This window comes from Caulobacter sp. GW821-FHT11A05, from assembly GCF_058809015.1.
Map to the genome: position 1 here is coordinate 13,840 of NZ_JBXASF010000013.1, position 16,284 is coordinate 30,123.

Genomic DNA, 16,284 nt, shown 5'->3' on the forward strand with positions numbered 1-16,284 from the left:
AACGCGCCCAGGCACCCGAAGCCGGCGCTGCCCTCATCCGGCCGCTTCGCGTCCACCTTCTCCCGACAAGCGGGAGAAGGCTCGCTTCGCTCGTCGTCAAAACACCGCCTCCGCATCGGCCGGCAGCACCCGCTCGACGAAATGCTTCAGGCTCTCGCTGACCACCTCGGCCACCTGCCCCGCCATCCGTTCGGGCGGAATGACCTTGCCGAAGGTCAGGGTGAACCGCCGCCCGCGCTTGTTGAGCAGCTCGTGGAACAGGGTGATGTCCCGCAGCTCCGGCGAAAAGCCGTTGAAGAAGTGGAACAGCGTCGACCAGGGCCCGTCGACATGCACGGGAACCACCGGCGCCGCGTATTTCTGGGCCACCGAGAGCGCCGTCGACATCCAGGGCTTGTCCGACAGCACCCCGTCCGCCCCCCGCCGCGCCAGCACCCCGGCCGGAAAGATAGCCAGGCAGCGCTCGGCCTCCATCGCCTCGCGGGTCATCTGCAAGGTCAGCCGGGTGCGCTCCCGGGTGCGCTTGGCCTTGACCCATTCGACCGGGATCAGGGTCTCGTCGAAGCGGGGGCAGACCCGGTGGGCGTCGCTGTTGGCGTAGAAGACCACGTCCGGCCGCGGGCCCTTGAGCACGTCGTAGAGGGCGATGCCGTCAGCGATGCCGGTCGGATGGTTGGCCACCACGATGACCCGTCCCGTCGACGGCAGGTGTTCGAGGCCGCTCACCGCCACATCCAGCGCCAGCAGGTCGGAGATGTGCGCCAGCGCCTCGCCGCCGCCGACCGGGGCGATGGCGTCGGCCATGGCCACGGCCTGCGGATAGTGCAGGGTCCGGTACAGCGACGGCCGCACCACGGGCCAGACCAGCGAGGCCGCCAGCTTCGGCGCCCGCTCCTCGATCAGCACGTCGACGATATGTTTTCCGCCCATGCCCCGCATCTAAGGCGAAACGCCCCTAGGCGACCAGTGCGTCAAACTCGTCGACCAGCCGCTCCAGCTGCGCGCAGCCCGCCGCCCAGAAGCTCTTCTGGCGCGGATCCAGCCCGAACGGCGCCAGCGCCTCGACGTAGGTGGCCGTGCCGCCGGCGCTGAGCAGCTTTTCATAGACCGGCGCGAACCCGGCCGGGTCTTCGCGCCGCTTCTCCATCAGGGCCCGCACCAAGAGGTCCCCGAAGGCGTAGGCGTAGACATAGAAGGGCGCGTGCACGAAGTGGCTGACATAGGCCCAGTAGTGCTCATACCCGGGATTCAAACGCACCGCCGGCCCCAGACTCGCCCCCATCACCTCCAGCCACAGCCCGCCGATCTCGTCGGGGCTCAGCTCGCCGGATTTGCGCGCCTCGTGGAAGCGGGTCTCGAACTGGTGGAAGGCGATCTGGCGGACCACGGTGTTCAAGCCATCCTCGATCCGCCCGGCCAGCAGGCCCAGCTTCTCCTCAGCCTTCGCCTCGGCCAGCAGCCGCTCGAACACCAGCCCCTCGCCGAAGATCGAGGCCGTCTCGGCCAGGGTCAGCGGCGTGTCGGCCAGCAGGGTGCCCAGCGGCGCGGCCAGGGTCTGGTGCACCGCATGGCCCAGCTCATGGGCCAGGGTCAGCACGTCGCGCCGCTCGCCCATGAAGTTCATGAACACATAGGGATGGCGGCTGGAACAGACCGGATGGCTGTAGGCCCCCGACTGCTTGCCGGGCCGGGGCCGCGCGTCGATCCACGGCCGGTCGAAGAACACCCGCGCCCCGTCGGCGAACTTCGGGGCCAGGGCACTGAAGCTGTCCAGCACCATCGCCTTGGCCTCGCCCCATTCGTAGAGCTTGGGCTGGGCCGTGGTCAGCGGCGCGTTGCGGTCCCAATGATCGAGGGTCTTGCGGCCCATCACCCGGGCCTTCAGCGCATAGTAGCGGTGCGAGGTGGCGCCATAGGCGTCGGTCACCGCCTCGACCATGGCCTCGACGCTCTCCCCATGCACCTCGTTGGCCAGATGCCGCCCCTCGGCCGGATAGCTGTACTTGCGCCAGCGATCCTCGACCTGTTTCTCGAAGGCCAGGGTGTTGAGGCAGAGGCCGATGGTCGAGGCGTTGGCTTCCAGCGCCGTCGCCAGCCCGTTGGCCGCCGCCTTGCGCTTCCTGACGTCCGGATCGCTCAGCCGGTTCAGGGTCTCGGGCAGGGTCAGGCTCTCGCGCCCGACCTTGGCCCGCAGGGACGCCAGGGTGTCGTCATACAGCCGCGACCAGTTGGCCACCGCCGGCGACCGATCCAGCAGCAGGGTCTCCAGGTCCTGGCTGAGCTCATGCGGCCGCGACAGCCGCACCCGCCGGATCCACGGCGTCCAGCGCTCGGCGCCCGGGTGGGCCTTCAAGGCCGCGTCGATCTCGCCGTCCTCCAGCTGGTTGAGCTCCAGGGTGAAGAACAGGGATTTACTGGCGATCTCGGCGCTCTTCATCCGGAAGTCGGCCTCGAACTTGGCCCAGCGCGGATCGTCCCTGGCCGTCGAGGCCGACAGCGAGGCGAAGGCCCCCACCGCATACAGCCCCTCTGCCGCCTGCTCGTAGAGCCTGATCCCCTTGTCGATCAGCGCCCCCAGCTTCGCCGGCTCGCCCCTCAGTTCAAGGAACCGCCCCTCCAGCTCCGCCAGGGCGTCATTGGCCGCCCGCGCCGCGTCGATGTCGGCGGCGATGCGCGGATCGGCGCGATCGGCATAGAGGTCGGCGAGACTCCACTCGGGAGCGGCGGCGGTGATCTTGGCAAGCTGGGACATGGCGGGGATTTAGTCCCGGGTCACCGTAACGGATACTCAATTTTCCGATCACCCCGACGAAAGTCGGGGCCCAGCTGGCAAACCAGAAGACGCGCTGGCGCTGATCAGAGCCGACCCCTCTCGATGCGGTGGACATTGGGCCCCGACTTTCGTCGGGGTGGTCGGAATAAGGGGGGCGCCCTCAGACAAACCCCCGCCGTTTCCACCAGCTCAGCACCAGCTCCGGCCACACCTCCACCGGCTTGCCATGCGTGAACCGCAGCCCAAACCCGTGGCCGCCCTCCTCGAACACATGCATCTCGGTCGGGACCTTCTTCGCCCGCAGCGCCGCCTCCAGCGCCAGACTGTTCTCGACCGGCACCGACGCATCGTCGGCCGCGTGCAGCAGGAAGGTCGCCGGCGCATCGGCCCGGGCCCGGTTTTCCAGCGACCAGCGCGCCTCCAGCTCCGCCGTTGGCTCCTTGCCGAGCAGCAACTGGCGCGAGCCGGCATGGGCCAGCGGCGGCTTCATGGTCGCCACCGGATAGACCAGCACGCTGATGTCCGGCCGCGCCGACAGCTTGTCGGCCGAGTCCACCGGCTCATAGACCGGCTCGTCCCACATCAGGCTCAGGCACCCGGCCACATGCCCGCCGGCCGAGAACCCCATCACCCCGACCCGGGCCGGGTCCAGCCCGGATCCCTTCCGCCCGGCCTCGCGCCGCACCAGCCGCAGGGCCCGCTGGGCGTCCTGCAGCGGCGTTTGCGGCCCTGCCGCCCAGCCGTCGCCCGGCAGGCGGTAGCTCATCACATAGACGGTCAGCCCGGCCGCCGCGAACCGGGCGGCGCATTCGTAGCCCTCCTTGTCGCGCACCACCCATTTGTAGCCGCCGCCCGGGGCGATCAGCAGCGAGGCGCCGTTGGGCTTTTCGGGGCGAAACACCTTCAGGTCCGGATCACGCACCCCCTTGATGATCCGGTCGCGCAATTCCGCCGGCGGCGGCGAGCGATCGGTCTCCTCCTCGACGACGCTGACCCCCGTTCCGCCGGGCGCCGCGCCGGGCCACAGCCGCATCGGCGGCCCGGAGCCATCGCCCGCCCAGGTCAGGCCCGGCAATCCCGCGGCGGCGCCGGCCGCCAGAACACCCTGAACCATCGTCCGTCGGTCCATCGTCATCACAGGTTTCATTCCTCAAACTCGGGAAACACGGTTAGGCGGCCTTAACCCTCTTGGCCCTAGCTTCCACAATTCGGGTCAGGTTGACGGGCGTCTGAGAGATCATGGACAGCGAGGCGAGCAGCGGGGCGGTCGCCCCGGCGGACGACAATGACGGCGTCCTGCCGGTCGTCAATGCGCCCGCTGTGCTGCTGGCCGGTCTGATCGCGCCGCTGCCCCTGCTCTACCTCCTCACCCTGCCCTTCGGCATCGCCTTGGCCCTGATCGGCCACCCCTTTCTTGGCCTGGCCTGCTGCCTGGCCAACATGGCCGCCGACAGTGTCGTGCAGCCCCTCTACCGCCGCTGGCGGGACCATACCGAGACCTGCGATCCCAAGGCCATGGAGGCCCGCATCGGCTGGGCGACCGGCATGCGGGCCTGCGCCGCCGTCGTCTGGCCGGTGCTGGCCGTGCTGTCGCGCGGCAATCCGGCCGACCTGGCCTTCCTTGGCCTTTCCGCCTGCCTGCTGATGAGCACCGGGGTCATCCAGAGCAGCCTGTCGGTGCGCCTCTACTGGATGTCGGCCGGGCCGGTGCTGCTGGGCCTGGCCATCGCCCTGTTCGGCCGCTTCGAACCCCTGGCCGCCGCCGGCTTAAGCCTGGCCCTGCTGATGCTCGGGGTCATGCTGGCGGTGATGAGCGGCGGCGTCGCCCGGCTGCTTGGCGAATGGTCGGTCCATATCCAGAGCAACACCCGGCTGATCGAGCGGCTCAAGGCCGAACGCGCCGCCGCCGAGGCCGCCCGCGAGGAGGCCCGCCGCGCCGGCCAGGCCAAGTCCCGCTTCCTGGCCACCATGAGCCACGAGATCCGCACCCCGATGAACGGCGTGCTGGGCATGGCCCAGCTGCTCAGGGGCTCGGCCCAGGGCGAGCAGAAGGAACAGATCGACACCCTGATCCAGAGCGGCGAGTTCCTGATGTCGATCCTCAACGACATCCTCGACCTGTCGCGCATCGACGCCGACCGCATGAGCCTGGTCGTCGCCCCGCAGGACCTGTCCGAGCTGGCTCGCGAACTTTCCGGCTTCTGGGGCGCCGCCGCCGCCCAGAAGGGCGTCGAACTGACGCTGGAAGTGGACCCGGCCCTGCCGCCGGCGCTGGTCATGGACGGCCGCCGGGTGCGCCAGGTGCTGTTCAACCTGGTCGGCAACGCCCTGAAGTTCACCCCCCAGGGCCGGGTCGGCATCACGCTGAGCGGCGAGCCGGACAGCGATGGCACGGCCCGGCTGCGCATCAGCGTGCGCGACAGCGGCATCGGCATCGACCCGGCCAAGCTGCCCCGATTGTTCGACGCCTTCACCCAGGCCGACGACTCCGCCGGCCGCGATTTTGGCGGCACCGGCCTTGGCCTGGCCATCTGCCGCCAGCTGACCGAGCTGATGGGCGGCCGCCTGTGGGCCGAAAGCAGGCCGGGCCTGGGCTCGACCTTCCATGTCGAGCTGGTCCTGCCGATCGCCGAGGTCGCGGGTCGGGCCGCGAACGACGCCCCGCCCGCGCCGGCCGCGCCCGCCGCCCGGCCGCTGTCTATCCTGGCGGTCGACGACAACCCGGTGAACCTGATGGTGCTGGAGCAGATCCTCGCCGCCTTCGGCCACCAGGTCAGCCGCGCCGCCAGCGGCCCCGAGGCCCTCGAACGGCTTGGCGTCGCCGCCTTCGATCTTGTCCTCATGGACATCCAGATGCCCGGCATGACCGGCATCGAGGCCCTGACCGCCCTGCGCGGCCAGCCCGGCCCCAACCAGCAGACCCCGGTCCTGGCCGTCACCGCCGACGTCCTGACCCGCGACCGCAAGGCCTATGTCGGGCTGGGCTTCAACGGCCAGGTCAGCAAGCCGGTGCAGATTCCGGCGTTGATGGCCGAACTGGCGACCGTGTCTGGGGGTGAGACCATGCTGGTGCGGGCGAGCGCCTAACCTCCCTCCCCGAATGGGGAGGGCAGGCGCGCGTTGCGCGCCGGGTGGGGAGGTCGGCCACAAGCTCCCAGAGCCATGGGCGTTCAGCGACACAGGCGGCGGTGACCCACTGCCCCACCCGGCCTTCGGCCTGCCCTCCCCATTCGGGGAGGGAGGTCTCCGCCGCCGCCAACCCCAAAATTAACCCCCGACTCACGCCTCCTACACCCCGCCTTTACCCCCCTCTGTTTCAATACGATCCAACGAGCGCCGACCCGTGAGGTCGTTCGCCGGTACTTGGTGGGATGACTTCAACATGACCAAAACGGTCCTGGTCGTCGACGACGACCCGACGCAACGACGGCTGATCCAGGCGGTTCTGGAGCGCGACGGGTTCGCCGTCGCCCAGGCCGAGAACGGCGACGCGGCGATGAGCCACCTGCAGGCCGGCAAAAGCGCCGACGTGGTGCTGCTCGACCTGCAGATGCCCGGCCTGTCGGGCCACGACGCCCTCAAGGAGATGCGCGCCCGCGGCCTGGGCCAGCCGGTGATCGTGCTGACCGCCTCGGGCGGCGTCGACACCGTGGTCAAGGCCATGCAGGCCGGCGCCTGCGACTTCTTCGTCAAACCCGCCAGCCCCGAACGCATCATCGCCTCGGTCCGCAACGCCCTCTCCCTGGGAGAACTGAAGGGCGAGGTCGATCGCCTGAAGAAGCACTCCGGCGGCAAGACAACCTTCGCCGACCTGATCGGCGACAGCCCTCACATGCGCGTCGTCAAGCGCATGGGCGAGCGCGCCGCCAAGTCCTCGATCCCCGTGCTGATCACCGGCGAAAGCGGCGTCGGCAAGGAGGTCATCGCTAGAGCCGTGCACGGCTCTAGCGACCGGTCCGGCAAGCCCTTCGTCGCCGTCAACTGCGGCGCCATCCCCGAGAACCTGGTCGAGAGCATCCTGTTCGGCCACGAGAAGGGCAGCTTCACCGGCGCCTCGGACAAACACCTGGGTAAATTCCAGGAGGCCAACGGCGGCACCCTGTTCCTCGACGAGGTCGGCGAACTGCCCCTCGACGTGCAGGTGAAACTGCTGCGCGCCCTGCAGGAGAGCGAGATCGACCCGATCGGCGCCAAGCGCTCGGTCAAGGTCGACGTCCGCATCGTCTCGGCCACCAACCGCGACCTCGGCGACGGCATCAAGGAAGGCCGCTTCCGCGAGGACCTCTACTATCGCCTGAACGTCTTCCCGATCGAGGCCCCTTCCCTACGCGAACGCCGCGAGGACATCCCGGCCCTGGTCGAGGCCTTCATCAAGCGGTTCAACGTCGAGGAGGGCAAGCGGGTGGTCGGCGCGGCGCCGGAGACCCTGGCCTTCCTCACCGCCTTCGACTGGCCGGGCAACGTCCGCCAGCTGGAGAACGCCGTCTATCGCGCCATCGTCCTGGCCGACGCCCCCTACCTGCAGCCGCACGACTTCCCGGCCATCAGCGGGGTCAAGGCGCCGCCCATGGACGACGTCGTCCAGCCGGTGGCCGGCCAGATGCCACGCGCCATCCCGACGGCCCAGCAGCTGCTCGCCGACATGCCGGCCGACAGCCCGGTGCGGATTCTCGACGGCCACGGCCATCTGCGCACCCTGGAAGAGATCGAAAAGGACCTCATCCAGCACGCCATCGACGTCTATGCCGGCCATATGTCGGAGGTCGCCCGCCGCCTGGGCATTGGCCGCTCGACCCTCTATCGCAAGGTCCGCGAACAGGGCATCGACGTGGATATCAAGGAGGTGGGGTAGCCCCAAAGGCCCCCCTTTCCGGAGGTGGCGCGATTTCCGCTTCGGACTATGGTGCCCCTCTCACAATGAGGGGTGCGCCATGTTTCTTCGTTCCATTCTGCCCGTCGCCGCTGTCGTCGCGATGGCCATCGCCGGCCCCGTCGCGGCCCAGGGCCGGCTCACGTCGACCAACGGTCTGGGCTCGGTGGTCATGCCGACCGGCATCGAGCGCCATCCGCTGGGCGGCGACACCGCCGACACCCTGAGCTTCATCGTCCGCCGTCCGGGCCAGACCGGCCTCGACTGGGCGGGCCTGTGCATGGTGTCCTTCACCAACCCGCCGACGACGCCGACCATGGAAACCTGGACGCAGCTGTCGGGCATCTACTACGCCAACGCCGAGGAGAAGGCCCGCACCCGGGTCGGCGGCAAGGGCGGGACCTTCGAGCGCATGCTGGCCAACAAGCCCTGGACCTCGAAGACCGGCTGGGCCGGCTGGTTCACCGCCTATCAGGCCCGCACCGCCGAAGGCGTCAGCGAAAGCACCGTCTTCGCCGGCACCCACCTGTCGGCCACCATCCGCGTGGTGCTGAGCTGCACCAGCTCGGACAACGAGACCTTCAGCCCCGCCGACCTGGCGGTGATCGAGAAGCTCGGCCAGTCGGTTTCGAGCTAGAGTTCGTCGAGATTCAGCTCTTCTCTCTACCGCTCATCCCGGCGAATGCCGGGACCCAGATTCATCCACTCGGATCAGCGTTTCATCCTGAAGAACTGGCGCTCAGGCGGCTGGGTCCCGGCGTTCGCCGGGATGAGCGGTAGAATTTGGGACTTTCCAGGGGGCTGTTTAACCCCCTAATCCTCGGCGGGCCGGCTTCGGCCCATCGGACGCCGTCGCCCCTTGGGCGACGGCTTGTCCTCGCCCTTGGCCTTGGCGGCGATCTCTTTCAGCTTGCGGTTCTGCATGGCCGACAGGGCCTGGCCCGGCGCGCCCAGTTCCGGGTCGCCGAAGGCGCGGCCATAGGTCTTCACCCGCTCGGCCACCGAGCCGAGGAACTCACCTTCCCAGTCGGAAAGCTTAACGCCGGCCTTGTCGGCCGCGCGCTGGGTCTTGCGCAGGGCGTTGAGCGCCGAGCGCTGCGCGGCCTTGCGGGCCAGCGCCTTGAAGTCGGGAGGGTCCTTCCGCTTCAAAATGCCCCCAAGGGTTACAGGCCCCCGATGGCCGACAGGTAGAGGTCGATCAGCGCCTCTTCCTCGGAAAGCTTGGCCTTGTCCTGTTTGCGCATGCGCACGACCTTGCGCAGGATCTTGGTGTCGAAGCCGTTGCCCTTGGCCTCGGCATAGACCTCCTTGAGGTCGGCCATGACGCCGGCCTTGTCCTCTTCCAGCCGCTCGATGCGCTCGATGATGGTGCGCAGCTGGGTCTGGGCGGTGCCGTTCAGGACATCGACGGTGGGCTGGTCATCGGCCATGGAAAGAGGCTCTCACGGGAAGCGGGAATGGGGAAGGGCGCGGTGTAGAGGAAAGGACGGTGGGGCTCAACGGCCGTCATCGCCCACCCCCCTCCGCTATCGTCATCCTGGGCCCTGTGCCCAGGATCCCGGGTTCAGCCGCGACAAGCCCCTACCCTGGAGGCGCGGCCGCGCCTCCACCGCGCCGTGAGAGATAGCGGACAGCGGGATCCTAGGGACAGGCCCTAGGATGACGATAGCGGGAAGAATTACAGAAGTCCGTGGCTCACCAGCGTCGGCTTCAGCGCCGCCGGATCGGTGAAATGCAGCACATGAAAGCCCAGCTCGGCCGCCGCCGCGATGTTGACCGCGCTGTCATCCACGAACAGCAGCTCACCCGGCGCCAGCCCCGCCCGCTCGCAGGCCAGGGCGTAGATCGCCGGTTCCGGCTTGATCATCCCCTCGTCGCCGGAGACCACCACCGCCTTCAGATGCCGCACCGCCGGGGCCATCGGCAGAATCGTCGGCCAGACGGGACCGGCCATGTTGGTCAGCCCGAACTGCGGCACGCCGCGCGCCGCCAGGGCCTCCATGGCGATTTCAGTCTCTTCGATCACCCCGCCGAACATCTCGTCCCAGCGCTCCCACCAGGCGCGGATCTCCGCTTCATGTTCGGGGTGGCGGGCAATCAGGTCGAGGGTGTTCTGCTCGGCCGGCACGCCGCGATCGGTCAGCCCGTGCCAGGCCAGGGTGCAGACATGGATAAGGAACCGGTCGCAAGCGGCCGGTTCCTCAAAAATCTTCGCGTACAGGTTCCGGGGATCCCAGCGAACGATCACATTGCCGACGTCCCAGAGGACGCCAACAGGCGCGGTCATCAGCCTTGTTTGGCTTTGAAGCGCGGATCGGTCTTGTTGATCACGTACAGGACGCCCTTGCGGCGAACCAGCTTGCAGTCGCGGTGGCGCGACTTCAGCGACTTGAGCGAGCTACGAACCTTCATTGGTCTCTTACCATGCGGCTGCGGGGAACCCGCGCACGCGGAGGCCCTCATCTGAATTGAGCGGGCGGCTATAGGATCAGCGGGCCGGCGAGTCAATGTCACGCTTGTGATTGAAGCCTTCATGTTCGCCCCGCTAGCTTGCGCCCATGGATAGACGCGCCTTCCTTCTCCTGACCCTCGCCGGCTGCGCCGACCCGCAGCTGGAGCCGACCCTGACCCAGGTGGTCGGGACCACCCCGCCGCCGCCAGGGCCGGTCCCGCCCGCCCCGGCGCCGGTCCCGGTGGTCTCCGGCGATCCCAATTTCGACGCCTGGCTGGCGCAGTTCAAACCCAAGGCCGTGCTGGCCGGGGTGCCGCAGGCCGTCGTCGACCGCGAGACGGCCAATCTCACCCCCGATGACAGCGTCGTCGCCTCCGACGGCCGCCAGCCGGAATTCTCCAAGCCGGTCGGCGACTATGTGAAGGGCACGGTCAGCGACGTCCGCATCAGCCAAGGCCGCCAGTTCCGCGATAGCCTGCCCTACCTGCCCGGCATCGAGCAGGCCTTCCGGGTGCCCCGCGACATCGTCCTGGCCGTCTGGGCCATGGAGTCGGCGTTCGGCAAGATCCAGGGCGACAAGGACATCGTCCGCTGCCTGGCCACCCTGGCCGCCGACGGCCGCCGGCGCGGCTGGGCGGAATCAGAGCTGATCAGCGCCCTGAAGATCATCGCTACCGGCGAACAGAGCCGCGCCCGCCTCAAGGGCAGTTGGGCCGGGGCCATGGGCCAGACCCAGTTCCTGCCCGGCGTCTACCTCTCGACCGCCGTCGACGGCGACCGCGACGGCCACCGCGACATCTGGGGCAGCACCCACGACGCCCTGGCCTCCACCGCCAACTACATGGCCAAGGCCGGCTGGAAGCCCGGCGAGAGCTGGTCGCGCGAAGTGCGGCTGCCGCGCGACTTCGACTATGGCCTGACCGAGGGGACCCGCGAGCCGCTGCCGGTCTGGACCAACCGTGGCGTCGCCCGCGCCGACGGCCTGCCCTGGTCCCCGGCCGACCAGGCCTCCAGCGCCAGCCTGATCCTGCCGTCCGGCTACACCGGCCCGGCCTTCCTGATCTTCCCCAACCATGCGGCGATCATGAAGTACAACAACAGCACGGCCTACGCCCTGGGCGTCGGCCTGCTGGCCCTGCGCTTCGGCGGCGAAGGCCCGCTGGTCACGCCCTGGCCGGTTGAGACGCCGCTGAGCCGCGCCGACCGCATCCTCGCCCAGGAGAGCCTGGTCAAGCTGGGCTACGACACCGGCGGCGTCGACGGCGCCATCGGTCCCAAGACCCGGGTGGCCATCCGCGCCTGGCAGCAGGCCAACAAGCTGCCCGCCGATGGGTATCTGACGCCGCCGATGATCCAGTCGATGGCCATGCAGGCGGCGGGCATGCAGTCGCGACCGCAGTAGGCGGCCTAGGTGCCGCCCTCGTCGCGCCGTTCCATCATCGCCATGGTGGTGTCCTCGTCGTCCGGCGGGGTCTCGCCGGCGTCGCGCAGGACGCGGTTGCGGAAGGCGTAGACCAGCAGGGCGGCGCAGATCACCGCGTTGAGCGCGAACGGCGCCTCATGCTTGAGGCCATAGAGGGCCACAAAGGCCGAGGCGAAGACGACGTTCAGGCCGTTGACCGCCGCGATGGCCCCGGCCACCCGCGCCTGCTCGTCCATCCGCACGGTCAGCGAGGCCCCGGCCGTAAACCCCGGCCGGGCGAAGCCGAAGCCGAGCGCCGAGATCGAATAGCCGACCACCACGGTCCAGTAGTCCGGCGAGAACACCGTCACCAGGTTGCCCAGCGCCGCCAGGCCGACGCCCCACCGCAGCAGCGCCTTGGGTCCCATGGAAAAGATGCGGATCAGCCCCCACTGGGCCAGCAGCCCGGCCATCGCCCCCGAGCCCATGGCCACGGCGGTCAGCTGCAGGGCGTCCTTGGGCTCGACGTGCAGCTTGTCGATGATCATGAAGCCCAGGGTGTAGCCCTGGGCCGTCTGGCAGCAGGCCACGGCGAACCCGTAGATCAGGAAGGGCAGCACCCGCGGATCGCGCCACAGGCTCCCGCCCTTGCCGGCCCCGGCGAACCGCCGGTTCTCGCGGCGCGTCGCCCCCTCCTCCTCCGGCAGGCCACGCCAGACCACCACCAGCATCAGCCCGGCGAAGACGGCGAAGGCGAACATCGGCCCGGCGAAAGTCACCCCGGGAAGGATGAACAGCGGCGCCAGGAAGGGCCCGACCACCGTCCCCAGCCCGAAGGCGCCGGCCAGGGCGGCCATCTGCTGGGTGCGGTCGGCGCGCGAGGTGCGCTCGGCCAGATAGGCCTGGGTCGCCGGGTTGGAGGCCGAGCCGATCAGCCCGAACAGGGACCGCGACAGCAGGAACAGCAGGAAGACGACGATTCCGGGCAGCAGATGGTGCAGACCGACCAGCACCACGAAGGCGCACAGGGTCATCGAGATCAGGAACCCGGCCAGCCCCAGGATGATCAGCGGCTTTCGCCCCCGCTTGTCGGACTCCCGCGCCCAGATCGGGCTCATCACCGCCCACAGCACGGCCGACAGGCTGAACACCGCCGAGATCATCCAGTCGGCGATCTGAGTTTCGCGGGCGATGGCCGGCAGCACCGCCATCAGCCCGGTGTTGCCGATGGCCACCACGATCGACACCGAGAACAGGATGGCGAAGGAGCGCGGCTCCAGCTTCATTCCAGCGGGCGTGGACGTCTCGGGCATCGATGAGCTGTTAAGGCGGGTCGCTTTGGCTTGCAATCGCGCAAGTATCGCTCTCCCCCATTGAAAATGGGGGAGTGGCTTTGGCGAGCGCTGCAAGCGAGCCAAACCGAGGGGGTCCCCCCGGCCGGTACAGGACAACAACCTCAACCGCCGGCGCTGCCCCGCCTCCTGGTCCGTCGCTCACGCTCCGAACCGTCCTCCGCCCCCTCTCGGGGGCGGAGAGCGATTCCGCCGCAGCGCCTTGGCAACCGTCCCTTACCCGCCATTAAGCATTAAGGACGATTCTGGCCGCCAAACCTCTATCCCGGCGGCGACCTCCCTCATGTTCCAGATCATCGGCCTTGTGCTGCTCTTCGGCCTGGTGTTCGGCAGCTACCTGATCAGTGGCGGCAACATGAACGTCATCATGCATGCCCTGCCGCACGAGATGATGGCCATCGGCGGGGCCGGCCTCGCCGCCTTCCTGATCTCCAACTCGATGAGCACCATCAAGGCCACCGGCGGCGGCCTGATGAAGTCCTTCGCCGGCCCCAAGTGGAAGGCCAGCGACTACAAGGACCTGCTCAGCCTGCTGTTCCTGCTGACCAAGACCATGAAGTCCAAGGGCGTCATCGCCCTGGAAAGCCACATCGAAAAGCCCGGCGACAGCACCATCTTCAGCCGCTTCCCGCGCATCACCAAGGATCACTTCGCCGTCGACTTCATCTGCGACACCCTGCGCATGATGACCATGAACCTCGAGGACCCGCACCAGGTCGAGGACGCCATGGAAAAGCAGCTGGAAAAGCACCACCACGAGGCGCTGATGCCGGCCCACGCCCTGCAGCAGCTGGCCGACGCCCTGCCGGCCCTCGGCATCGTCGCCGCCGTGCTGGGGGTCATCAAGACCATGGGCTCGATCACCGAGCCGCCGGAAGTGCTCGGCGGCATGATCGGCGGGGCCCTGGTCGGCACCTTCCTCGGCGTCTTCCTGGCCTATGGCATCGCCGGCCCGCTGGCCACCCGCCTGACCGACGTGGTCAATGAGGAGGGCAGCTTCTACCGAATCATCCAGTCGGTCCTCGTCGCCCACCTGCATGGCAACGCCGCCCAGATCAGCGTCGAGATCGGCCGCGGCAGCGTCCCCTCGGGGGCCCAACCCAGCTTCCTGGAACTGGAAGAAGCCCTGTCGAACATCCCCGCCGAAACCTGACGGAACAAGGTTTTGCGAGGCGGCGTCGGTCGCCTGACACAATCCGTGATCACGCACCCGTGAAAGAACCGCTTGCGGCCCGTGATCAGGGGTCCATAGTCCCTGTGCGTCCTAACGACGCAATCAACGAGAAACTTAAAGGGGACTACCAGGAATGCGTAAACTCCTCATCGTCGGCGCGGCTCTCGCCGCCCTCTCCGTCGCCGCCTGCGGCAAGCCGGCTGAAACGAAGACCGAAGAAACCACCGCCACCACGACGGAAACGGCTCCGCCGGCCGCCGACGCGACCGCCCCCGCCGCCGATGCCGCCGCTCCGGCTGCTGACGCCGCTGCTCCGGCCGCCGACACGACCACCACCACCACTGAAACCACCACCACCGAAGAGAAGAAGGCCCCGTAGGGACCGCTTCCTTTCGAAGACCGGGACAGGGTCGCCCTCACGGGCGGCCCTTTCTTTTTGCTTCCTTCTCCCGGCAAGCGGGAGAAGGAAAACTCCGCTACAACCCCGCCCCATGACCTCCCCTCCGTCTCCCGTCGAATGGCGGCCCGATGGCCTGCCGGGCTCGCGGCTGTATGGCGATGTCTACTTCTCCAGCGAGGACGGCCTGGCCGAGACCCGGGCCGTCTTCCTGGCCGGCTGTGGCCTGCCGGGCGCCTGGACCGGCCGCCGCCAGTTCACCGTCGGCGAACTCGGCTTCGGCACGGGCCTGAACATCGCCGCCCTGCTGACCCTGTGGCGGCAGACCCGCCCCCCCGGCGCCCGCCTCTCCATCTTCAGCGTCGAGGCCCACCCGATGGCCGCCGCCGACGCCGCCCGTGCGCTGGCGCGCTGGCCAGAAATCAAGGAGGCGGCCGACGCCCTCGCCGCCGCCTGGCCCGGCCCGGCTCGCGGCTTCCATCACCTCGACCTGCCGGCCTTCGACGCCAGCCTCGACCTCGCCGTCATGGAGGCGACGGACGCCCTGGCCGCCTGGACCGGCCGCGCCGACGCCTGGTTCCTCGACGGCTTCGCCCCCGCCGCCAACCCGGCCATGTGGTCTCCGCAGCTGATGGCCAAGGTCGCCCAACGCAGCGCCCCTGGGGCCCGCGCCGCCACCTTCACCGTCGCCGGCGCGGTCCGCCGCGGCCTGGCCGAGGGCGGCTTCGAGGTCTCCAAGCAACCCGGCTTCGGCCGCAAACGCGAGCGCCTCGAAGCGGTCCTGTCCGGCCAGGCCACGGAACCCACCCCGCCCACCGTCGCGATTCTGGGGGCCGGCATCGCCGGCGCCGCCCTGGTCCGCGCCCTGCGCCGCCACGGCCTGACGCCGACCCTCTTCGATCCGGCCGGCCCGGCCGCCGCCGCCTCGGGCAACGCCGCCGCCCTGATGACCCCGCGCCTCGACGCCGGCGACGGCCCGCCGGCCCGGCTGTTCGCCCAGGCCTTCCGCCACGCCGTCGCCGCCTACGAGGCCACGCCCGGCGCCATCCTCGCCCGCGGAGCCCGCCATCTGGCCGACAGCGACAAGGACGCCGCCCGCTTCCAGCGCATCGCCGACGGCGGCCTGCACGACCCTGGCGCCCTGAGCCCCGGGCCGGAGGCCATGCTCATCCACGATGGCCTGGTCCTCGATCCCCAGGCCATCGTCCCCACCTGGGCCGGCCCCGTCGATCGCCGCCCCGTCATCGCCCTGCAGCCGGCCGCGCCCGGCTGGCGCCTGATCGGCGAGGCCGGCGAGATCCTGGCCACGGCCGATGTCGTCATCCTCTGCGCCGGCCCCGCCAGCGCCGCCCTGGCCGACCTGCCGCTGCAGCCGGTGCGCGGCCAAGCCACCGTCGCCGCCGGCGCGACCATCCCCCAGGCCGTCTCCTTCGGCGGCTACGCCATCCCGACCCGGGACGGCGTCCTGTTCGGCGCCACCCACCAGCGGGACCGCACCGACACCGACCCCCTGCCTGAGGACGACACGGCCAACCTCGCCCTCATCGCCGGCCGCCTGCCGGACCTCGCCGCCGACCTCGCCAGCCGGCCCCTGACCAGCCGCGCCGCCCTGCGCGCCGCCACCCCCGACCATCTGCCACTGGCCGGCCCGGTTGCGGACCGCCCCGACCTCTTCGTGCTCTCCGGCTTCGGCGGCCGGGGTTTCTGTGTCGCCCCGTTGCTGGCCGATCATCTGGCCGCAACACTGCTGGCGTATCCCTCGCCGCTGCCGGCCGATCTGGCCGACGCTGTCGACCCCGACCGTTTCCGTCGAAGAGCCTTGCGGCGAACCTCGCCAACCGCAGCGCGTTGACCTATCCTGGAT

At 69.4% G+C, this 16,284-nt stretch carries 15 protein-coding genes; 7 read left to right on the forward strand and 8 right to left on the reverse strand.

Annotated features, from left to right (window positions below; translation table 11 throughout):
• Positions 1–96: 96 nt before the first annotated feature.
• From AC1RSK_RS17540 to AC1RSK_RS17550, 3 genes are all read right to left on the reverse strand, one after another.
• Entirely contained in the window at positions 97–930 is an 834-nt protein-coding gene (locus tag AC1RSK_RS17540) for a 1-acyl-sn-glycerol-3-phosphate acyltransferase (protein ID WP_492908896.1), read from the reverse strand.
• A gap of 25 nt (positions 931–955) precedes the next feature.
• Positions 956–2,752, reverse strand: coding sequence for a M3 family oligoendopeptidase (locus AC1RSK_RS17545; RefSeq protein ID WP_492908897.1), 1,797 nt, complete (start codon positions 2,750–2,752; stop codon positions 956–958).
• 181 nt (positions 2,753–2,933) lie between these two features.
• A complete protein-coding gene (locus AC1RSK_RS17550; protein WP_492908898.1) occupies positions 2,934–3,887 on the reverse strand; it encodes an alpha/beta hydrolase in 954 nt (317 codons plus the stop codon).
• A gap of 125 nt (positions 3,888–4,012) precedes the next feature.
• Between AC1RSK_RS17550 and AC1RSK_RS17555 the strand changes: the two genes are divergently transcribed.
• The 3 genes from AC1RSK_RS17555 to AC1RSK_RS17565 all read left to right on the forward strand — a co-directional run bounded on the left by AC1RSK_RS17555 (position 4,013) and on the right by AC1RSK_RS17565 (position 8,280).
• On the forward strand, positions 4,013–5,860 hold the full coding sequence (locus tag AC1RSK_RS17555; protein WP_492908899.1) for an ATP-binding protein: 1,848 nt from the start codon (positions 4,013–4,015) through the stop codon (positions 5,858–5,860).
• A 295-nt stretch (positions 5,861–6,155) separates the two neighbouring features.
• Positions 6,156–7,625, forward strand: a complete 1,470-nt coding sequence (locus AC1RSK_RS17560; RefSeq protein ID WP_492908900.1) for a sigma-54-dependent transcriptional regulator — start codon at positions 6,156–6,158, stop codon at positions 7,623–7,625.
• A 79-nt stretch (positions 7,626–7,704) separates the two neighbouring features.
• A complete protein-coding gene (locus AC1RSK_RS17565; RefSeq protein WP_492908901.1) occupies positions 7,705–8,280 on the forward strand; it encodes a hypothetical protein in 576 nt (191 codons plus the stop codon).
• A 176-nt stretch (positions 8,281–8,456) separates the two neighbouring features.
• On the opposite strand, the gene AC1RSK_RS17570 is transcribed toward AC1RSK_RS17565, so the two are convergent.
• From AC1RSK_RS17570 to ykgO, 4 genes are all read right to left on the reverse strand, one after another.
• Entirely contained in the window at positions 8,457–8,792 is a 336-nt protein-coding gene (locus AC1RSK_RS17570) for a hypothetical protein (RefSeq protein ID WP_492908902.1), read from the reverse strand.
• A gap of 14 nt (positions 8,793–8,806) precedes the next feature.
• A complete protein-coding gene (gene gapR / locus AC1RSK_RS17575; protein WP_492908903.1) occupies positions 8,807–9,073 on the reverse strand; it encodes a nucleoid-associated protein GapR in 267 nt (88 codons plus the stop codon).
• Between the two features lie 248 nt (positions 9,074–9,321).
• Positions 9,322–9,930 carry an HAD family hydrolase gene (locus tag AC1RSK_RS17580; protein WP_492908904.1) on the reverse strand — a complete coding sequence of 203 codons (609 nt, stop codon included), beginning with the start codon at positions 9,928–9,930 and terminating at the stop codon, positions 9,322–9,324.
• Positions 9,930–10,055, reverse strand: a complete 126-nt coding sequence (gene ykgO, locus AC1RSK_RS17585; RefSeq protein WP_166572887.1) for a type B 50S ribosomal protein L36 — start codon at positions 10,053–10,055, stop codon at positions 9,930–9,932. Before ykgO ends, AC1RSK_RS17580 begins: the two co-directional genes overlap by 1 nt.
• A 146-nt stretch (positions 10,056–10,201) precedes the next feature.
• On the opposite strand from ykgO, the gene AC1RSK_RS17590 reads away from it, so the two are divergent.
• Positions 10,202–11,497, forward strand: a complete 1,296-nt coding sequence (locus AC1RSK_RS17590; protein ID WP_492908905.1) for a lytic murein transglycosylase — start codon at positions 10,202–10,204, stop codon at positions 11,495–11,497.
• A 5-nt stretch (positions 11,498–11,502) separates the two neighbouring features.
• On the opposite strand, the gene AC1RSK_RS17595 is transcribed toward AC1RSK_RS17590, so the two are convergent.
• Positions 11,503–12,810 (reverse strand): MFS transporter, encoded by a 1,308-nt coding sequence (locus tag AC1RSK_RS17595; protein ID WP_492908906.1) that lies wholly within the window; start codon positions 12,808–12,810, stop codon positions 11,503–11,505.
• A 322-nt stretch (positions 12,811–13,132) separates the two neighbouring features.
• On the opposite strand from AC1RSK_RS17595, the gene motA reads away from it, so the two are divergent.
• From motA to mnmC2, 3 genes are all read left to right on the forward strand, one after another.
• Positions 13,133–14,002 carry a flagellar motor stator protein MotA gene (gene motA, locus AC1RSK_RS17600; protein ID WP_492908907.1) on the forward strand — a complete coding sequence of 290 codons (870 nt, stop codon included), beginning with the start codon at positions 13,133–13,135 and terminating at the stop codon, positions 14,000–14,002.
• Positions 14,003–14,156: 154 nt separating this feature from the next.
• Positions 14,157–14,402, forward strand: a complete 246-nt coding sequence (locus AC1RSK_RS17605; RefSeq protein WP_492908908.1) for a hypothetical protein — start codon at positions 14,157–14,159, stop codon at positions 14,400–14,402.
• Positions 14,403–14,514: 112 nt separating this feature from the next.
• Positions 14,515–16,272 (forward strand): tRNA (5-methylaminomethyl-2-thiouridine)(34)-methyltransferase MnmC2, encoded by a 1,758-nt coding sequence (gene mnmC2 / locus AC1RSK_RS17610; protein ID WP_492908909.1) that lies wholly within the window; start codon positions 14,515–14,517, stop codon positions 16,270–16,272.
• Positions 16,273–16,284: the final 12 nt, after the last annotated feature.

Coding starts and splice junctions, on each gene's coding strand:
- gapR (WP_492908903.1), bottom strand. CDS start 9,073: ATGGCCGATGACCAGCCCACCGTCGATGTCCTGAACGGCACCGCCCAG.
- AC1RSK_RS17595 (WP_492908906.1), bottom strand. CDS start 12,810: ATGCCCGAGACGTCCACGCCCGCTGGAATGAAGCTGGAGCCGCGCTCC.
- AC1RSK_RS17550 (WP_492908898.1), bottom strand. CDS start 3,887: ATGGTTCAGGGTGTTCTGGCGGCCGGCGCCGCCGCGGGATTGCCGGGC.
- mnmC2 (WP_492908909.1), top strand. CDS start 14,515: ATGACCTCCCCTCCGTCTCCCGTCGAATGGCGGCCCGATGGCCTGCCG.
- ykgO (WP_166572887.1), bottom strand. CDS start 10,055: ATGAAGGTTCGTAGCTCGCTCAAGTCGCTGAAGTCGCGCCACCGCGAC.
- AC1RSK_RS17590 (WP_492908905.1), top strand. CDS start 10,202: ATGGATAGACGCGCCTTCCTTCTCCTGACCCTCGCCGGCTGCGCCGAC.
- AC1RSK_RS17555 (WP_492908899.1), top strand. CDS start 4,013: ATGGACAGCGAGGCGAGCAGCGGGGCGGTCGCCCCGGCGGACGACAAT.
- AC1RSK_RS17545 (WP_492908897.1), bottom strand. CDS start 2,752: ATGTCCCAGCTTGCCAAGATCACCGCCGCCGCTCCCGAGTGGAGTCTC.
- AC1RSK_RS17580 (WP_492908904.1), bottom strand. CDS start 9,930: ATGACCGCGCCTGTTGGCGTCCTCTGGGACGTCGGCAATGTGATCGTT.
- motA (WP_492908907.1), top strand. CDS start 13,133: ATGTTCCAGATCATCGGCCTTGTGCTGCTCTTCGGCCTGGTGTTCGGC.
- AC1RSK_RS17605 (WP_492908908.1), top strand. CDS start 14,157: ATGCGTAAACTCCTCATCGTCGGCGCGGCTCTCGCCGCCCTCTCCGTC.
- AC1RSK_RS17560 (WP_492908900.1), top strand. CDS start 6,156: ATGACCAAAACGGTCCTGGTCGTCGACGACGACCCGACGCAACGACGG.
- AC1RSK_RS17540 (WP_492908896.1), bottom strand. CDS start 930: ATGGGCGGAAAACATATCGTCGACGTGCTGATCGAGGAGCGGGCGCCG.
- AC1RSK_RS17565 (WP_492908901.1), top strand. CDS start 7,705: ATGTTTCTTCGTTCCATTCTGCCCGTCGCCGCTGTCGTCGCGATGGCC.